Consider the following 15,015-nt stretch of genomic DNA (forward strand, 5'->3'; position numbering starts at 1 on the left):
CGTCCACCGAACTCTGAGTTCGCTCCGGCCGAACGAGGAGATCTGTCGCCGCGGTTCGTCACGCAGCGGGCCCGGAGTGGCACTGTGCGTCCATGACCACAACGCCGAGTGCTGACGTCGTCATGGAACGCCTGCTGGAGGAGGCCATGCGCGAGTTCCCCGGCTGGGCGTTCAGCCGGGGACGGTCGGGCTGGACCGCCGTGTCGGGCGGTGTGCGGCTGACCGGCCGCAGCCTGGCCGCGCTCCGCGCACGCCTGCGCGTACGCCCCCTCGACCAACGCGCACGCCTGTGACGACCGGAGGAAGGGCGGCAGGCCCGCCGCCCTTCCCGCGTCACACCTTGGGCAGGAAGCCCACCCGGTCGCGGACCTCGGCCATCGTCCGCCGGGCCACGGCGGCGGCGCGCTCGGCGCCGACGGCCAGCAGGCGGTCGAGCTCGACCTCGTCGGCCAGCAGCTTCTCCGTGCGCTCGCGGATCGGCGTGAACGTCTCCACGACCGCCTCGGCGACGTCCTTCTTGAACGTGCCGTAGCCCTGGCCCGCGTAGCGGGCGACCAGGTCGGGGATGGGCGTGCCGGTCAGCGCCGACTGGATGCGCAGCAGGTTGGAGATGCCCGGCTTGTTCTCCTCGTCGAACAGCACCTCCGAGCCCGTGTCGGTCACCGCGCGCATGACCTTCTTCCGCAGCGGCCCCGGCTGCTCCAGCACGTCGAGGATGCCCGCCGGGCTGGAGGACGACTTCGACATCTTCGCCGTCGGGTCCTGGAGGTCGGTGATCTTCTCGACCTCCTTGAGGATGTACGGGTCGGGCAGCGTGAAGGTGTCGCCGAAGCGGTGGTTGAAACGCTGGCCCAGGTCGCGGGTGAGCTCCAGGTGCTGCTTCTGGTCGGCCCCCACCGGGACGGCGTTGGCCTGGTAGAGCAGGATGTCGGCGGCCTGCAGGATCGGGTAGGTGAACAGCCCGACGCTGGCCGCGCTCTCGCCGAACTTGGCCGACTTGTCCTTGAACTGCGTCATCCGGGCAGCCTCGCCCATGCCGGTGAGGCAGATCAGGATCCAGGCGAGCTCGGTGTGCTCGCGCACGTGCGACTGCACGAAGACGGTCGAGCGCTCGGCGTCGAGGCCGGCGGCGAAGAGCTGCGCTGCGGCCACCCGGCTGCGCCGGCGCAGGGCGGCGGGCTCGGTCGGCACGGTGATCGCGTGCAGATCGACCACGCAGTAGAAGGCGTCGTGGGTCTCCTGCATGGTGACCCACTGACGGACCGCACCCAGGTAGTTGCCCAGGTGGAAGGAGTCCGCGGTGGGCTGGATGCCGGAGAGAACACGAGGTCTGGCCATAGCAGGCAATTGTGTCAGGAATCCTGGTCGGGCGGCGACTCGGCGGCGGCCCGGCGTTTCACCCGCACCCGCGCGATCCGGCGCCCGTCCAGCTCGGTGACGGTCAGCTCGAAGCCCTGGATCTCCACCTGCTCGCCGGCGGCCGGCACGTGCCCCAGCATGGCCATCACGAACCCGCCCAGCGTCTCGTACGGGCCGTCGGGCAGCCGTACGCCGGTCTCGGTGGCGAAGTCGTTGAGGTTGGTCAGGCCGTCGATCTCGATCTCGCCGGCGGGCAGGACGACGACGTCCTCCTCGACGTCGTACTCGTCCCTGATGTCGCCGATCAGCTCCTCGACCAGGTCCTCCATGGTGACGATGCCGGCGGTGCCGCCGTACTCGTCGACCACGATGGCCAGGTGCTGACCCTCGTCGCGCATCTCGTTCAGGGTGCTCAGCAGGCGCTTGGAGGCGGGCACGAACTTGGCGGGCCGGATCGGCACGACCGCGCTGATGGGCTCGGTACGCCCGATCAGCTGGGGGTCGAGCAGGTCGCGCACGTGCACGAAACCGATGACCTCGTCGTATGAGTCGCGGTAGACGGGGAAGCGGGAGTGCGGGAGCGCGGCGGCCAGGTTCGCGGCCTCGGCCAGCGGCGTCTCGGCGTCCATGAACTCGACCTCGGTGCGGGGCAGCATGACCTCGCGGAGCTGGCGCTTGCCGGCGGCGAACACCTCGGCGATGAGCTTGCGCTCGTCGGCGGTGAGCTCGGCGTGCCCGACGACCATGTCGCGCAGCTCCTCGGTGGTGACCTCCTCCCGGTCGGCCTCCGGGTTGCCGCCGAGCAGCCGGACGACCACGTCGGTCGACTTCGACAACATCCAGATGATCGGGCGCGACAGGGCGGCGATCCGGTCGAGGAAGGGCGCGACGAACAGCGACAGCCCCTCGGTGCGCTGCAGGGCCAGCCGCTTGGGGGCCAGCTCGCCGAGCACCAGCGAGACGTACGAGATGGCCAGCGTCACCAGCACGAGCCCGAGCACGGGCGCGACCCCCCGCGGCACCCCCCAGCGTTCGAGCACCGGGACGAGCTCCATCCCGAGCCGGTCGGCGCCGAAGGCGGCCGAGAGCATCGTGGCGACGGTCACCCCGATCTGCACCGCCGACAGGAAGCGGTTGGGGTCGCGGGCCAGCTTGGCCACCCGCTCGCCCCTCCGGCCGCGCTCGGCGAGCTTGCGGACCTGGCTCTCGCGCAGGGAGACCATCGCGATCTCCGCGCCCGCGAAGAACCCGCCGACCAGGATGAAGAGCAGGACCAGGGCGATGTTCGCCGCGAGGGTGTCAAACATGGTGGTTGGCAGCGTACTCGGCGGGTTTCCCGCGTATGCTGAACGGCAAGCCGTACAAAATCAAACATATGTAAACAGGAGTACACATGAGGCTGTTGGTCACCGGAGGCGCCGGGTACGTCGGCAGCGTCGTCGCCGCGCAGCTCGTCGAGGCGGGGCACGAGGTGACCGTGCTCGACGACCTGTCCACGGGCCACGAGGACGCGGTGCCCGAGGGCGCCCGGTTCGTGCGCGAGTCGATCACGAACGCCCACGACGCGCTCGACGGCATGGACGCCGTGCTGCACTTCGCGGCCAAGTCCCTGGTGGGCGAGTCGGTGGAGAAGCCCGGCCTTTACTGGGCCGGCAACCTCGGCGGCACGCTGGCTTTGCTCGACGCGATGCGCGACAAGGGCGTGCGCCGGATCGTCTTCTCCTCCACGGCGGCCACGTACGGCGAGCCCGAGCGCTCCCCCATCGAGGAGGACGACCCGACGCGCCCGACCAACCCCTACGGCGCCTCGAAGCTGGCCGTGGACACCGCCCTGAGCGCCTACGCGGGCATCCGCGGGCTCGGCGCGGTGAGCCTGCGCTACTTCAACGTGGCCGGCGCCTACGGCCGCTTCCGCGAGCGCCACACGGTCGAGACCCACCTCATCCCGAACGTGCTCAAGGTGGCCACCGGCGAGCGCGACTCGGTGAGCGTCTTCGGCACCGACTACCCCACCGCCGACGGCACCTGCGTGCGCGACTACGTCCACGTCGGCGACCTGGCGCGGGCGCATCTGCTGGCGCTGGAGGCGGTCGCCGAGGGCGAGCACAAGATCTACAACCTGGGGAGCGGCACCGGGTTCAGCGTGCAGGAGGTGATCTCGGTCTGCCGCGAGGTCACCGGCCACGAGATCCCGGCCGTCGTCGGCGACCGGCGGCCCGGCGACCCGGCCGTCCTGGTGGCCTCGTCCGCGCGGATCCAGCGCGACCTGGGATGGAAGGCGGAACGGGCGGCGCTGCGCGACATCGTCTCCGACGCGTGGACGGCACTTTCCGGGAACGCCTGATCCGGGCGGCGTTTATATGCTGTGATACCGAAATGTGAGGAGCTTTTCACCAAGGGTCACGAAGCTGCTCTTTGGTGCCCTCATCCTGCTGGGCAGCCTCGCCGCGGCGGCCGGGGTGATCTACGCGACCTCCCAGCCCGCGCCGGCCGCCCAGCTCGCCCCTTCCTGTCCGGGGGCGGATGAGAAGGACGTTTCCCCACACAAGTAACCTGTTCCGCCGTGTCACTCCTCCCCGAGAGCGGGCCCGTGCGCGCGCTCACGTACGCCACACTCCTGCGCGCCCTCGGCCGCGGCCTGTTCGTCACGGTGAGCGTGCTGTTCTTCAAACTGTCGGTCGGCCTGTCGGACGGCGAGATCGGGCTGGGGATGACGATCGCCGCGGCCGTCGGGCTCGCCGCCGGGCTGCCCGCCGGGCGGCTGTCCGACCTGGTCGGCCCGCGCGGGGTGCAGATCGCCTTCTCCGCCGCGGGCGGGTTGCTGGTGCCGGTGTACGCGCTGGTGTCGGGGTTCGCCGGGTTCGTCGTGGTGGCCACTCTGGTGACGTTCGCCGAGGCCGGTGAGGGCACCGCGCGGGCGGCGCTGGTGGGGGGCGCGGTGCCGGCGGCCGACCGGGTGCGGGTGCGCGCGTACCTGCGGGCCGTGACCAACGTCGGCTGGTCGGTCGGCGGGCTCGGGGCGGGCGCGGCGCTGCACTTCGACAGCCGTCCCGTGTACCTGGGGATGATCTTCGGGTGCGCGCTCTGCTATCTCGGGAGCGCGCTGCTGGGGTTCCGGGTGCCGGCCGTCGCGCCCGTGCCGCGCAAGGCGGGCGAGCCGGTCTGGATCGTGCTGCGCGACCGGCCGTACGCGGTGCTGGCGCTGCTCAACGCGGTGCTGTTCATGCAGAACGGGCTGCTCACCATCGCGATCCCGCTCTGGGTGGCCGGCCGGACCTCGGCGCCCACGTGGACGGTGGCGGCCGTCGCCATGATCAACACCGTCACCGTCACGGTCCTGCAGGTGCGGCTCAGCCGCGGCACCGACGACGCGGCCGGCGCGGCCCGCGCCCAGCGCCGCTCGGGCGTGTTCCTGCTGCTGGCCTGCGTGCTGCTGGCCCTGGCCGCCGGACAGCCGGCCTGGGTGGCGGTGGTCGCCCTGTTCGGCGGCGCGCTGCTGCACGTCTTCGGGGAGCTGCTGCAGGCCGCCGGCTCGTGGGGGTTGTCGTACGAGCTGGCCCCGCCGCACGCCATCGGCCAATACCAGGGCCTGTACAGCATGGGCCAGCAGGTGTCCAACATCGTCGTGCCCGCCGTCATGACCACGGTCATCGTGGGCTGGGGGCTGCCGGGCTGGCTGCTGTTCGGCGGGGTCTTCCTGGCCGCCGGGCTGGCCGTGCCGCCGGTGACGCGCTGGGCCGAGCGCACCCGCGGGGCCGCGCTCCCCCTCACGACGGCGGACGCGCGCCCCCGCTGAGCCGGGGACGCGCGTCCGAGGTGTCGCGCCGGGCTCAGATGAGGCCGAGCTCGCGGACGGCGTCGCGCTCCTCGGTCAGCTCGCGCACGCTGGCGTCGATGCGCTCGCGGGAGAAGGAGTCGATCTCCAGGCCCTGGATGATCTCGTACCGGCCGTTGACCGAACGCACCGGGAAGGACGAGATGAGCCCCTCGGGCACGCCGTACGAACCGTCGGAGACGACGGCGGCCGAGGTCCACTCGGTGCCGTTGACCCAGTCGTGGACGTGGTCGATCGCGGCGTTGGCGGCCGAGGCGGCCGAGGAGGCGCCACGGGCCTCGATGATGGCGGCGCCGCGCTTGGCCACCGTCGGGATGAACGTCTCGCGCAGCCACTCGCCCTCGACCTGCTCGGCCGCGATCTTGCCGCCGACCTCGGCGTGGAACAGGTCGGGGTACTGGGTGGCGGAGTGGTTGCCCCAGATGGTCATCTTCTTGATCTCGGTGACCGGCACCTGGAGCTTGGCGGCGAGCTGGGACAGCGCGCGGTTGTGGTCGAGGCGGGTCATCGCGGTGAACCGCTCGGCCGGGACGTCGGGCGCGTGCTGCTGGGCGATGAGCGCGTTGGTGTTGGCCGGGTTGCCCACGACCAGGACGCGGATGTCGTCGGCGGCGTGCTCGTTGATCGCCTTGCCCTGGGGGCCGAAGATGCCGCCGTTGGCGCCGAGCAGGTCGCCGCGCTCCATGCCGGCCTTGCGCGGCATCGCGCCGACCAGCAGGGCGACGTTGGCGCCGGCGAAGGCCACGTTGGCGTCGTCGGTGATCTCGATGCCGGACAGCAGCGGGAACGCGCAGTCGTCGAGCTCCATGGCGGTGCCCTCGGCCGCCTTCACCGCCTGCGGGATCTCCAGCAGGCTCAGCTTGACCGGGACGTCAGCGCCGAGCAGCTGTCCCGACGCGATGCGGAACAGCAGTGCGTAGCCGATCTGACCGGCGGCCCCGGTGACGGTTACCTTGACGGGCGTGGCCATGGCCTTCCCCTAACTCGCTGGATGAATTCGTTGGACTTTCGGATGTTACCGCTCGTCATCCGCAGGGCTCCATCGCGGGCACCTTCAGCTCGGGCCGGAAGTCGACCTTGTCGAAGTGGCTGCTCAGGAGCTTCTTGATGGCGCCCGTGCGGTAGAGGTCGGCGATGACGCCCTTGACCGCGGTGCAGGTCTTGGCGTCGCCGTCGCGGATGCCGACCGCGTACCGCTCGTTGTCGAGCTTGGCGCCGATGATCTTGTAGCGCATGTTCTCCCGGCTGGCGAACCCGGCCAGGATCAGGTCCTCGCCGGGCACCGCGTCGACCTTGCCGTTCCTGAGCAGGTCCATGCAGGCCGCGTAGTCGCCGGCGGTCACGGGCTCGACCTTCACCCGGTCCTGCACCTCGCCGACCGTCGGGGTGTCGAGCGCGCAGATCTTCTTGCCCTTGAGGTCGTCCAGCGAGTCGATGCCGGTGCCGGCGCGGACCAGCACGTCGCGGTGGGCCACGTAGTACGGCCCGGCGAACCTGGTCTCGCTCTTGTCCACCGAGTACGTGGCGACGACCAGGTCGACCCTGCCCTCGGCCAGCGCGGCCGCCCGGTCGTTGCGGCCGACCCGGGTGAACACCGTCTCCTCGGCCCCGAGCGCGGCGGCCACGAGCTTGGCCACCTCGACGTCGAACCCGCTGAAGTCGTCGCCGTTCTGCAGGCCGACGCCCGGCAGGTCGCCCTTGACGCCGACGATGATCTTTCCGGTCTGGGCGACCTTGTCCACCACCGAGGCGAACGTGGGGGGCCGCGAGTTCTTCTTCCCCGTCGGCACGGGGGTCACGACCTCGCCCTTGAACGCCAGCGGCGACCAGCCGTTCGCCATCGCCGCGACGGCCACGACCGCCAGCATGACGAGCGCGGCGGCCAGCGCGAGCCACACCTTGAGCCGCCGCCGCCCGCCGGACGGCACGGGCTCGTCGAGGGGCCTCACCGCCGGGCTCTGGCCCTGGACTTGGCCCTGGCCTTGGCCGGACTGCACGGTCTCCACACGCCCGGAGACACCGGTCCCGGTGCCGGTCGGGTGCGGAGTGCCGGACCCGGTCGGGTGCGGGGTGCCGGACCCGGTCGGGTGTGCGGACCTGGCGCCGGTCGGGTGCGCGGAGCCGGTGCCGGTCGTGGCCGGGTGGGCGGGGGCGGGGCCGGCGGCCGTGCCGGACGGGGGGCCGGCGGGGTGGCCGGTGGCCTGCGTGGCGGGCCGGTCGGTGATGGACGTGGCCGACACCCGCGTGAACGGCGTCGTGTCGTCGCCGGCCACCTGCACGCCCCTGGTGAGCACCGCCGTCGAGGCCCCCGCCGCCGTGCCGGTCTGCCCGAGCAGGCGCAGCAGGAGCTGGTCGGCCGAGGGACGCTCGTCGGGCGACTTGGCCAGCGCCGAACGCACCACGCCCCGCAGCGGCTCGTGCATCATCTCCACGTCGACCTCGTGGTTCAGGATGCGGTTGAGCACCACGGCGATCGACTTGCCCTCGAAGGCCGCCTTACCGGTGGCCGCGAAGGCCATGGTCGCGCCCCAGGCGAACACGTCCGTGAAGGGGCCGATGTCGTCGCCGGCGATCTGCTCGGGCGCCATGTAGGCGGGCGTGCCGATCGCGCGGCTGGTGATCGTGCCGGTCGAGTCGATGATGCGGGCGATGCCGAAGTCGACCACGCGCGGCCCGTCGGCGGCGATGAGCACGTTGTCGGGCTTGAAGTCCCGGTGGACGATCGAGGCGTGGTGGATGGCGGTGAGCGCGGTGGCCGTGCCGATGGCCAGCCGGTCGAGCACCGTGCCGCTGAGCGGGCCGTCGGTCTCGACGATGTCGCGCAGCGCCCGCCCGTCGATGTACTCGCTGGCGATGTACGGCGTGTCGCCGTCGAGGTCGGCCTCCATCACCCGCGCGGTGCAGAAGGAGGCCACCCGCTGGGCCGCCTTCAGCTCCCTGGCGAAGCGCGACCTGGCGATCGTGTCACCGCTGAACTTCACGTGCAGCAGCTTGATCGCGGCCCGCTCGCCCTGCTCGTTGACGCCCAGGTAGACGATCCCCTGGCCGCCCTCGCCGATCCGTCCGGACAGCCGGAACGATCCCAGCAGCGCTGGATCGCCGGCCACCAGCGGCGCGATCTGCGGCATTCGTCTTTCCCCACGTTCACTGAACCCCAACCACGCAAACTTTACGACGCTCAGCAACTTCCCAGGGATCCGTTAACCGTTCGTGACTCACCGGTTTTTGCACAAAGCCCGTACACAGCGTCCATTCGGACCCTGTAACAGCGGTCTTGACTGGTTGGTCGCAGATCACGGATCGGGTCTTCGACGACCTCCTCGCACGCCGAGGACATCAGGCTGCAATCAGGAAATCCTCCTTCCAACCTGGCGTCCCAACTCTGCCGGTCGCTACGGTTGATCAACATGAGCCGGTCACCGGCAGCTGAGGTCCGCCGCATGGAACGAGTCACCGTTGGTCTCCGGTCGCACGGCGACGCTCCCCCACCAGCGATCGACCTCCAGCGCTGATGGCGGGCGGGAGCGCGGCAGCGCTGTGGGCGGCGCCGCTCTCCGAGCTGCCCGATCTCCGCGACGACCTGCTTCTCCTCAGCCACGTGGCGATTTGGGGACTGCCCCTGCTCGCCTGGATCCTCTCCGGACGTTTCCGGCCCGGTGTGCCGGGGCCGGTGGCGGGCCATACTGGCGGCGCTGGTCACCGTCTGCCTGATCACGGCCTGGAACGGCCTCGTGGTCCGGCGCTACAGCTCTCCCCCTCCTCCCGCGGCGCTCACCGGGCCGCTCCCCGCGCCCATCGGCTACGCCGACGTGAGCCGCTACCAGTGGCGGTTGCACCTGAGACGCGCCGGCTCATGGCAGACGGTCGACCTTCCCCAGGCCCGCACGGTGGTGCCGATCAGCAATCGGCGGGCGCCGCTCGTGATCAGCGGCGACGGCTACCGCCTCATCTACCTGGACGCGGCGACCGGCCGTCTCGTGCTGCACGACCTGTCCGCCGAGAAAGCCGCGCGCCCGCTGACCGGGCCCGGCGAAGGCGTGCCCGACGCGGCCTTCGGCCAGGACGACCGGCACGTCATCCTGACCTGGCCGGACGGAGTGGACCTGGTGGACGCCGTCACCGGGGCCCGGAGGCGGCTGCCCGGCATCGGCCGCGTGATCGGCAGCCGTCACCGGGGCCCGGAGGCGGCTGCCCGGCATCGGCCGCGTGATCGGCGTCGTGCCCGGCAAGGTGGTCGCCACCACCGGCCGACGGGCCCTGGAGGGCGCCCCCGACACCGAGCTGGTCACGCTCGACGCGCAGGGGGCCGTACGCACCAGGACGCCCTTCGACCCGGCGTTGCAGGCGCTGCTCACGCCCGACGGCGACCGCCTGGTCCTCGTCTCGGACAACGAGGTGCTGACCATGGATCCGCGCACCGGCGGCCGGGTGCGGGGGCGCGCGACGCTGGGCGGGCCGGGCGCCGAGGCCGAGCTGGTGCGGTGGACGGAGGACGGGCGCCTGCTCGTCCTGCTCGGCTGGGACGATCCCGTCCTGTACCTCGTGGACCTGGAGACGGGGAAGAGCCGCCAGGTGAAGAACGTCCCCTCCCGCCTCGGCGAGGTCGTCGTCGGCAGGCTGGCGTGACGCGCCGCCGGAGGCGCCCCTGGCGGGCGGGGGCCGCCGCCCTGAGCGTGGCTCTGGCCGCCGCGTGGGTCGCCGCGCCCCTGTCGGCGGAGCCCGGCGTGCGGTTCGTCCGCTCCCAGCCGGTCACGCCCGGCAGGACGGCCAAAGAGCCGGCGAAGCCTGCGAAGCGCACGAAGTACGCCACCCCGATCCGCTACGCGTACGTCCCGAGCTGCGAGGAGTGCGCGCACATGATCCTCGTCGGGGACGGCGCGGAGCGCGGCCGCCTGCCGTACAGCTTCGACCAGACGATGTTCGCCCTCAGCCGGGACGGCCGGCGTGCGGCCTTCCTGAGGGACAGCGGCAACACCTACGTCGTGGCCGACCTGCGGACGGGAGCCGTCGAACGGCTCCCCGTCAGGCAGCCGCGCGGGACCGTCACGGCGTTGTCCGGCGCTCAGCCGCCGCTGTTCTCCCTGGACGGCCGGCACGTGCTCCTCCAGCCCGACCATCTGACCAAGGACACCGACGTGGTGCTGGAGCCGCCCATGATCGTGGACGTCGCGCGCGGCACCGCCACCCGCCTCCCGGACCGCGGGCAGGTCGCCGGATGGACGTCGGAAGGTCTCGTCATGAAGAGCGTCGAGCCCGCCCGCCGCTCCCCGGGCCACCTCAGGTCGGTGTGGTTCGCCGTCTACTCGCCCAAGGGCGACCTGCTGCGCAGCTACACCATGCCGGGCAACGTGGAGTGGGCCATCGAGCCGTCCTCCTCCGGCCGCCTGATCGCGTCACGGCACCGGGAGCTCACCCCCGGCGGCGTGCTCCCACAGGGCGTCGCCTTGTGGGACACGAAGACCGGCGAACACGTGCGCACGGTCACGCCGCGGCTGGCCACCGGCTGGTGGCTCGCCGCCCTGCTGCGCTGGGAGGACGAGGACACCCTCACGGTCAGGGCGAACGGCCCGCTGGGCGAGACCGCCTACCTGGTGCTGGACCTGCGCACCGGGGCCGTCCGCCCGGTCGACGTCACCGGCGAGGTGGCCGACTTCATGCTGCAACCCGCCGAGCTGAGCGTGGTGCTCGGGCGCGTCCGTCAGTAGGGCAGGCTCCAGGTGGTGAAGGACTTGCGCAGGTACGGGTTCTTGAACTTCGGGTACGCGACCGTGCTGACGTCACCGTCCGAGGTGTACCGCATGTCCGGGTTGTTCTTGAGCCAGTCGAGCCAGGCCGCCGAGCAGAACTGCGCGCAGTCGCCCTTCTTCTCCATGACCCGGATGCGCGGGATGCCGCCCGGGTCGAACGCCTTGCTGAACGGCGACGGCGCGGGCGTGTATCCGGCCAGGAACGCGCCGGCGTGGTTGTAGAGCTTGCCGTGCAGCGCCCAGTTCTTGTTGCGCGGCTGGTTGCCGTACGGCAGGGCGATGGAGTTGGGCTTGACCTTGGTCAGGTCGTCGATCTGCTTGGCGATGCCGCCGATCTGGTCCTCCACCTCCTTCTCCGAGCGTCCGTGCAGGTTGACGTGGTCACGGGTGTGGTTGCCGATGTCGAAGCCGTTGTCCTTGAGCCAGCCCAGCGTCTGGGCCTGCTCCTCGCGCACGGTCTTGCCGAACATGTCGCGGGTGACGTAGAAGGTGGCGGCCGGCCGGAAACCCGGGTGCTTGGCGGCCACCTCGCGCAGGATCGCCACGGCGGTGTCCGGCTGCGGGACGCCCATCTCGTTCAGCGTGAGCTGCGAGGGCGAGGAGTCGTCGAACGTCAGGACCACGGGATGCTTGCCCGCCGGGACGTTGATCTTCCCGGTCACCATCTCCGACGCGCTGATCGGGACGTAGTCCTCCTTGACCAGCCGTTCCAGGTCCGAGCGGAACTGCTGCGGCGTCCTGTCGTCGGTGGTGGCCGGGTTCTTGATGACCCGGTGGAACATCAGCACCGGGATCTGGCCCAGCTCGTTCGCCTTGACCTTGCGCGCCAGCGCGATCTTGGCCGCCTTGCTCTGCTTCAGCCTGGCCGCGGCCTCGGCCTTGCTGTCGGTGATCTTGGCTGTGTCGGGCGGCGAGTCGCACCCGGTCAGGACGACGGCGGCCGCAAGGAGCCCCGCTCCTGTCAAAATACCCAGTCGCATCCGAACCCCCCGAGACGCGTACGACTGTTACAGGTTGGGCCTTACCCAGATGATCAACTGCGCCACGCCGCGACCTCGTCAAAGAAGGGTCAGGGATTGCGAAAAGCGTCATCCCCTGCCGAGGCCGAGCCGGCCGGCGACCCGGGCCATCAGCTGCGACATCCGGGACGGGAACGCGTCCGGCTCCGGGACGGTGACCGGCCGGACCCGGCCGTTGTGGATCGCGCCGATGCGCCAGCCCTGGCCCGTCCGCACCACGACGACGGTCTGCCGGGACAGCCGCCGCCTGGGCAGCGTGGACCGCCAGGGCATCAGGACGGAGGCCGTGCCGTGCACGACCGCCACGTCGGGGGTGAGGAAGCGCACCGACTCCAGGTCGCCGACGAGCGCCGAGCCGGCCAGGACGCCGCGGAAGAGCTTGTCGTGGTTGAGCTCGTGCGCGCGGCGGCCGCGGGCGATCGTGCCGTCGTAGGAGACGTAGTCGGAGTCGTCGGTGAACAGGGCGCCGAACGCGCGGGCGTCCCCGGCGGTCCAGGCCGCCATGAAGTCGGCGAACAGCCGCTGGATCTCGGCGGTGTCGGACGCGGCGAGGGTGGTCGAGCGCATGGCGGTGCCTCCGGAAGTGATATCGTCATTTCGACTGACGAAAAGTACGATATCAGAAAGGTTCGAATGTCGAAACGTGCCGTCATCGGAGAGATCGCCATGGAGCTCCGGCAGCTGCAGCAGAGCTTCGACGCCTTCGACGAGGCCGCCGCGGCCCGGCTCCGCCTCAACCGCACCGACCTGCGCTGCCTCGACGTCGTCCTGGCCGAGGGCCCGGTCGCCGCGGGCGCGCTCAGCCTCGCGCTGAAGCTGAGCCCGGCGGCCGTCACCACCGTCATCGACCGGCTGGAACGCGCGGGCATGGTGGCCCGCGCGCCCGATCCGGGCAACCGCCGCCGCGTCCTGGTCGCCGCCACCGACGCCGCCCGCGCCGCCGAGGCCGAGATCTTCGTCCCGGTCGGCCAGGCGGGCGCGCGGGCGCTGGAGGGGTACGGGCCGGACGAGCTGGCGGTGATCCTCGGCTTCCTGCGCACCGCCCGCAGGGTCCAGGAGGAACAGGCGGCCCGCGTCAGAGATTCGGCCTGAGTTCCGGAAAAGACGACACAGGGTGTCGGGTTTCCGGTCGAGCATGGTCCCACCGGCCGGCGCCGACCGCGGGCCGGTACGTACGTACAGACAAGGACCTCAATGCGCGAAACCCCGCAGGAGCTCGAAGAGCTCCAGGCGCTCCTGGACGCCTCGCTCTCCCGCTCCACCTCGCACCTGCGCTCGATCGTCACCGAGCGCACCCTGACCGCCGAGCAGCTCACCGGGCTCCTGACCGGCATGCGCGTCCTCGCCGTGTCCACCGTGACGGCGAAGGGCGAGCCGCGGATCAGCGGCGCCGACGGCCACTTCCTGCACGGCAAATGGCACTTCGGCACGGCCCGCGGCGCCGCCAAGGCGCGCCACCTCGCCGCCCGCCCGGCGGCCAGCGTCGCCCACATGCGCGGGGAGGACCTGGGCGTGTTCACCCACGGCAGGGTGGAGATCCTCAACCCGCGGGACGGCGAGCCGGCCGCCGACTGGCCGGCCATCCTGGACTACTTCAAGGACTTCTACGGCGCGGACGCCTTCGACTGGGAGAACGACGTGGTCTACTACCGGCTGCACCCGAGCTGGATGACCGCCTACGCCCCCGACCTGGCCAAGCTCACGCCCTGAGCGCCGGCGCCGCTTCGCGGCCGCGTCACAGGTAGAGCCGCAGCAGGTCCTCCTCGCTCTCGCGGCGGACGATGACCCGCGCCTGCCCGTCGCGCACCGCGACGACCGGCGGCCTGGGCACGTGGTTGTAGTTACCGGCCATCGAGCGCTGGTAGGCGCCCGACACCGGGACGGCGAGCAGGTCGCCGGGCCGCACGTCGCCGGGCAGCGCGATGTCCCTGACCAGCACGTCCCCGCTCTCGCAGTGCTTGCCGACCACGGTGAACGCGCTCGTGGGGGCGTCGGAGGCGCGGTTGGCCAGGGCGGCGGTGTAGGCGGCGCCGTACATGCCGGGGCGGGGGTTGTCGCTCATGCCGCCGTTCACGCTCACGTACCGGCCCTTGATCGTGCCGATCTCGTACAGGGCGACCGTGGACGGCCCCGCGATCGACCTGCCGGGCTCGACGGCCAGGTGCAGGCCCGCGGTCTCCTTCCTGAGCACGGCGAGCAGCTCGGCGGGCGTGGGCGGGGCGGGGTCGTCGGGCGTGTAGGCGATGCCGAGGCCGCCGCCCAGGTCGAGCCTGGTGACGCCGGTCTCGTCGGCGAAGGCGGCCATCCTGGCGGCGGCGGTGCCGAAGCCGTCCAGCTCGAAGATCTGCGAGCCGATGTGGGAGTGCAGGCCGTACAGCTCCAGCGCGGGCTCGGCGGTCACCTGCGCCACCGCGAGCGCGGCGGCGCCGGCGCTCAGCGAGAAGCCGAACTTGGAGTCCTCGCCGCCGGTGGCGATGAAGGCGTGGGTGTGCGGGTCCACGCCCGGCGTCACCCTGATCATCACCCGCTGCCGGACGCCCAGGGAGGCGGCGATCTCGGCGAGCCTGGCGATCTCGGCGAAGGAGTCGACGACCACGCAGCCGATGCCCCAGGCCACGGCCCTGCGCAGCTCGTCGGCCGACTTGTTGTTGCCGTGGAAGACGACCCGCTCCGGCGGCATCCCGCCGGCCATGGCCACGGCGAGCTCGCCGCCCGTGCAGACGTCCAGGGACAGACCCAGCCGGTCCAGCCAGCGCACCACCTCGGGGCAGAGGAACGCCTTGCCGCCGTAGTGCACGTCGCCGTCGGGCAGCGCGTCCAGCCAGGCGCGGGCGCGGGCGGTGAAGTCGGCCTCGTCCAGCACGTACGCGGGCGTGCCGTGCTCCCGGGCCAGTTCGACCGCGCCGATCCCGCCGAGCCGCAGCTCCCCGTCGTGCCATGTGGTGGTCTGGGGCCAGATGTCCAAACTCATGAGGGGCGAGCGTAAACAACCGCGAGGGCATGAAGGGTCGAGCATCGACGGATTCGTTGCTGAGGGTCGCATGCCTTCACGAGG

15 protein-coding genes are annotated in these 15,015 nt (G+C 71.5%); 7 read left to right on the forward strand and 8 right to left on the reverse strand.

Annotated elements, in window-relative coordinates:
* The first annotated feature begins 92 nt into the window (after positions 1 to 92).
* Complete coding sequence (locus ACFYUV_RS15335; RefSeq protein ID WP_358282364.1) at positions 93 to 293, forward strand: hypothetical protein; 201 nt, start codon at positions 93 to 95, stop codon at positions 291 to 293.
* 40 nt (positions 294 to 333) lie between these two features.
* Here ACFYUV_RS15335 and trpS read toward each other — a convergent pair whose 3' ends face one another.
* A complete protein-coding gene (trpS, locus tag ACFYUV_RS15340; RefSeq protein WP_364338250.1) occupies positions 334 to 1,338 on the reverse strand; it encodes a tryptophan--tRNA ligase in 1,005 nt (334 codons plus the stop codon).
* Positions 1,339 to 1,352: 14 nt separating this feature from the next.
* On the reverse strand, positions 1,353 to 2,666 hold the full coding sequence (locus tag ACFYUV_RS15345; protein WP_387669101.1) for a hemolysin family protein: 1,314 nt from the start codon (positions 2,664 to 2,666) through the stop codon (positions 1,353 to 1,355).
* Between the two features lie 86 nt (positions 2,667 to 2,752).
* On the opposite strand from ACFYUV_RS15345, the gene galE reads away from it, so the two are divergent.
* A complete protein-coding gene (gene galE / locus ACFYUV_RS15350) occupies positions 2,753 to 3,703 on the forward strand; it encodes a UDP-glucose 4-epimerase GalE (RefSeq protein WP_387669103.1) in 951 nt (316 codons plus the stop codon).
* 219 nt (positions 3,704 to 3,922) lie between these two features.
* Positions 3,923 to 5,155, forward strand: a complete 1,233-nt coding sequence (locus ACFYUV_RS15355) for an MFS transporter (protein WP_387669104.1) — start codon at positions 3,923 to 3,925, stop codon at positions 5,153 to 5,155.
* Positions 5,156 to 5,189: 34 nt separating this feature from the next.
* On the opposite strand, the gene ACFYUV_RS15360 is transcribed toward ACFYUV_RS15355, so the two are convergent.
* The 3 genes from ACFYUV_RS15360 to ACFYUV_RS15370 form a co-directional block, all read right to left on the reverse strand.
* Positions 5,190 to 6,164 carry a malate dehydrogenase gene (locus ACFYUV_RS15360; RefSeq protein ID WP_358282356.1) on the reverse strand — a complete coding sequence of 325 codons (975 nt, stop codon included), beginning with the start codon at positions 6,162 to 6,164 and terminating at the stop codon, positions 5,190 to 5,192.
* Between the two features lie 55 nt (positions 6,165 to 6,219).
* The gene (locus ACFYUV_RS15365; RefSeq protein WP_387669106.1) at positions 6,220 to 8,322 is read right to left on the reverse strand and encodes a serine/threonine-protein kinase; all 2,103 of its coding nucleotides are present in this window, start codon (positions 8,320 to 8,322) and stop codon (positions 6,220 to 6,222) included.
* Positions 8,323 to 9,045: 723 nt separating this feature from the next.
* Positions 9,046 to 9,267: a hypothetical protein gene (locus ACFYUV_RS15370; protein ID WP_387669108.1), complete on the reverse strand. Its 222-nt coding sequence runs from the start codon at positions 9,265 to 9,267 to the stop codon at positions 9,046 to 9,048.
* Positions 9,268 to 9,400: 133 nt separating this feature from the next.
* On the opposite strand from ACFYUV_RS15370, the gene ACFYUV_RS15375 reads away from it, so the two are divergent.
* Both ACFYUV_RS15375 and ACFYUV_RS15380 read left to right on the forward strand, forming a co-directional pair.
* Positions 9,401 to 9,820 carry a hypothetical protein gene (locus tag ACFYUV_RS15375; RefSeq protein WP_387669109.1) on the forward strand — a complete coding sequence of 140 codons (420 nt, stop codon included), beginning with the start codon at positions 9,401 to 9,403 and terminating at the stop codon, positions 9,818 to 9,820.
* Entirely contained in the window at positions 9,817 to 10,899 is a 1,083-nt protein-coding gene (locus ACFYUV_RS15380) for a hypothetical protein (RefSeq protein ID WP_387669111.1), read from the forward strand. The genes ACFYUV_RS15375 and ACFYUV_RS15380 overlap by 4 nt, the downstream gene beginning before the upstream one ends.
* Here ACFYUV_RS15380 and ACFYUV_RS15385 read toward each other — a convergent pair.
* Both ACFYUV_RS15385 and ACFYUV_RS15390 read right to left on the reverse strand, forming a co-directional pair.
* Positions 10,893 to 11,921 carry a polysaccharide deacetylase family protein gene (locus ACFYUV_RS15385; RefSeq protein ID WP_358282346.1) on the reverse strand — a complete coding sequence of 343 codons (1,029 nt, stop codon included), beginning with the start codon at positions 11,919 to 11,921 and terminating at the stop codon, positions 10,893 to 10,895. The genes ACFYUV_RS15380 and ACFYUV_RS15385 overlap by 7 nt on opposite strands.
* Before the next feature lie 108 nt (positions 11,922 to 12,029).
* Positions 12,030 to 12,527: an SgcJ/EcaC family oxidoreductase gene (locus tag ACFYUV_RS15390; RefSeq protein ID WP_387669113.1), complete on the reverse strand. Its 498-nt coding sequence runs from the start codon at positions 12,525 to 12,527 to the stop codon at positions 12,030 to 12,032.
* Between the two features lie 66 nt (positions 12,528 to 12,593).
* On the opposite strand from ACFYUV_RS15390, the gene ACFYUV_RS15395 reads away from it, so the two are divergent.
* Both ACFYUV_RS15395 and ACFYUV_RS15400 read left to right on the forward strand, forming a co-directional pair.
* Complete coding sequence (locus ACFYUV_RS15395; protein ID WP_387669114.1) at positions 12,594 to 13,052, forward strand: MarR family winged helix-turn-helix transcriptional regulator; 459 nt, start codon at positions 12,594 to 12,596, stop codon at positions 13,050 to 13,052.
* 102 nt (positions 13,053 to 13,154) lie between these two features.
* Entirely contained in the window at positions 13,155 to 13,670 is a 516-nt protein-coding gene (locus tag ACFYUV_RS15400; protein ID WP_387669115.1) for a pyridoxamine 5'-phosphate oxidase family protein, read from the forward strand.
* 25 nt (positions 13,671 to 13,695) lie between these two features.
* Here the strand turns inward: ACFYUV_RS15400 and lysA are convergent, their stop codons facing one another.
* Positions 13,696 to 14,931, reverse strand: coding sequence for a diaminopimelate decarboxylase (lysA, locus tag ACFYUV_RS15405; RefSeq protein ID WP_387669117.1), 1,236 nt, complete (start codon positions 14,929 to 14,931; stop codon positions 13,696 to 13,698).
* Positions 14,932 to 15,015: the final 84 nt, after the last annotated feature.

Source organism: Nonomuraea sp. NPDC003560 (assembly GCF_042878785.1).
In the GTDB taxonomy this organism is placed as follows: domain Bacteria; phylum Actinomycetota; class Actinomycetes; order Streptosporangiales; family Streptosporangiaceae; genus Nonomuraea.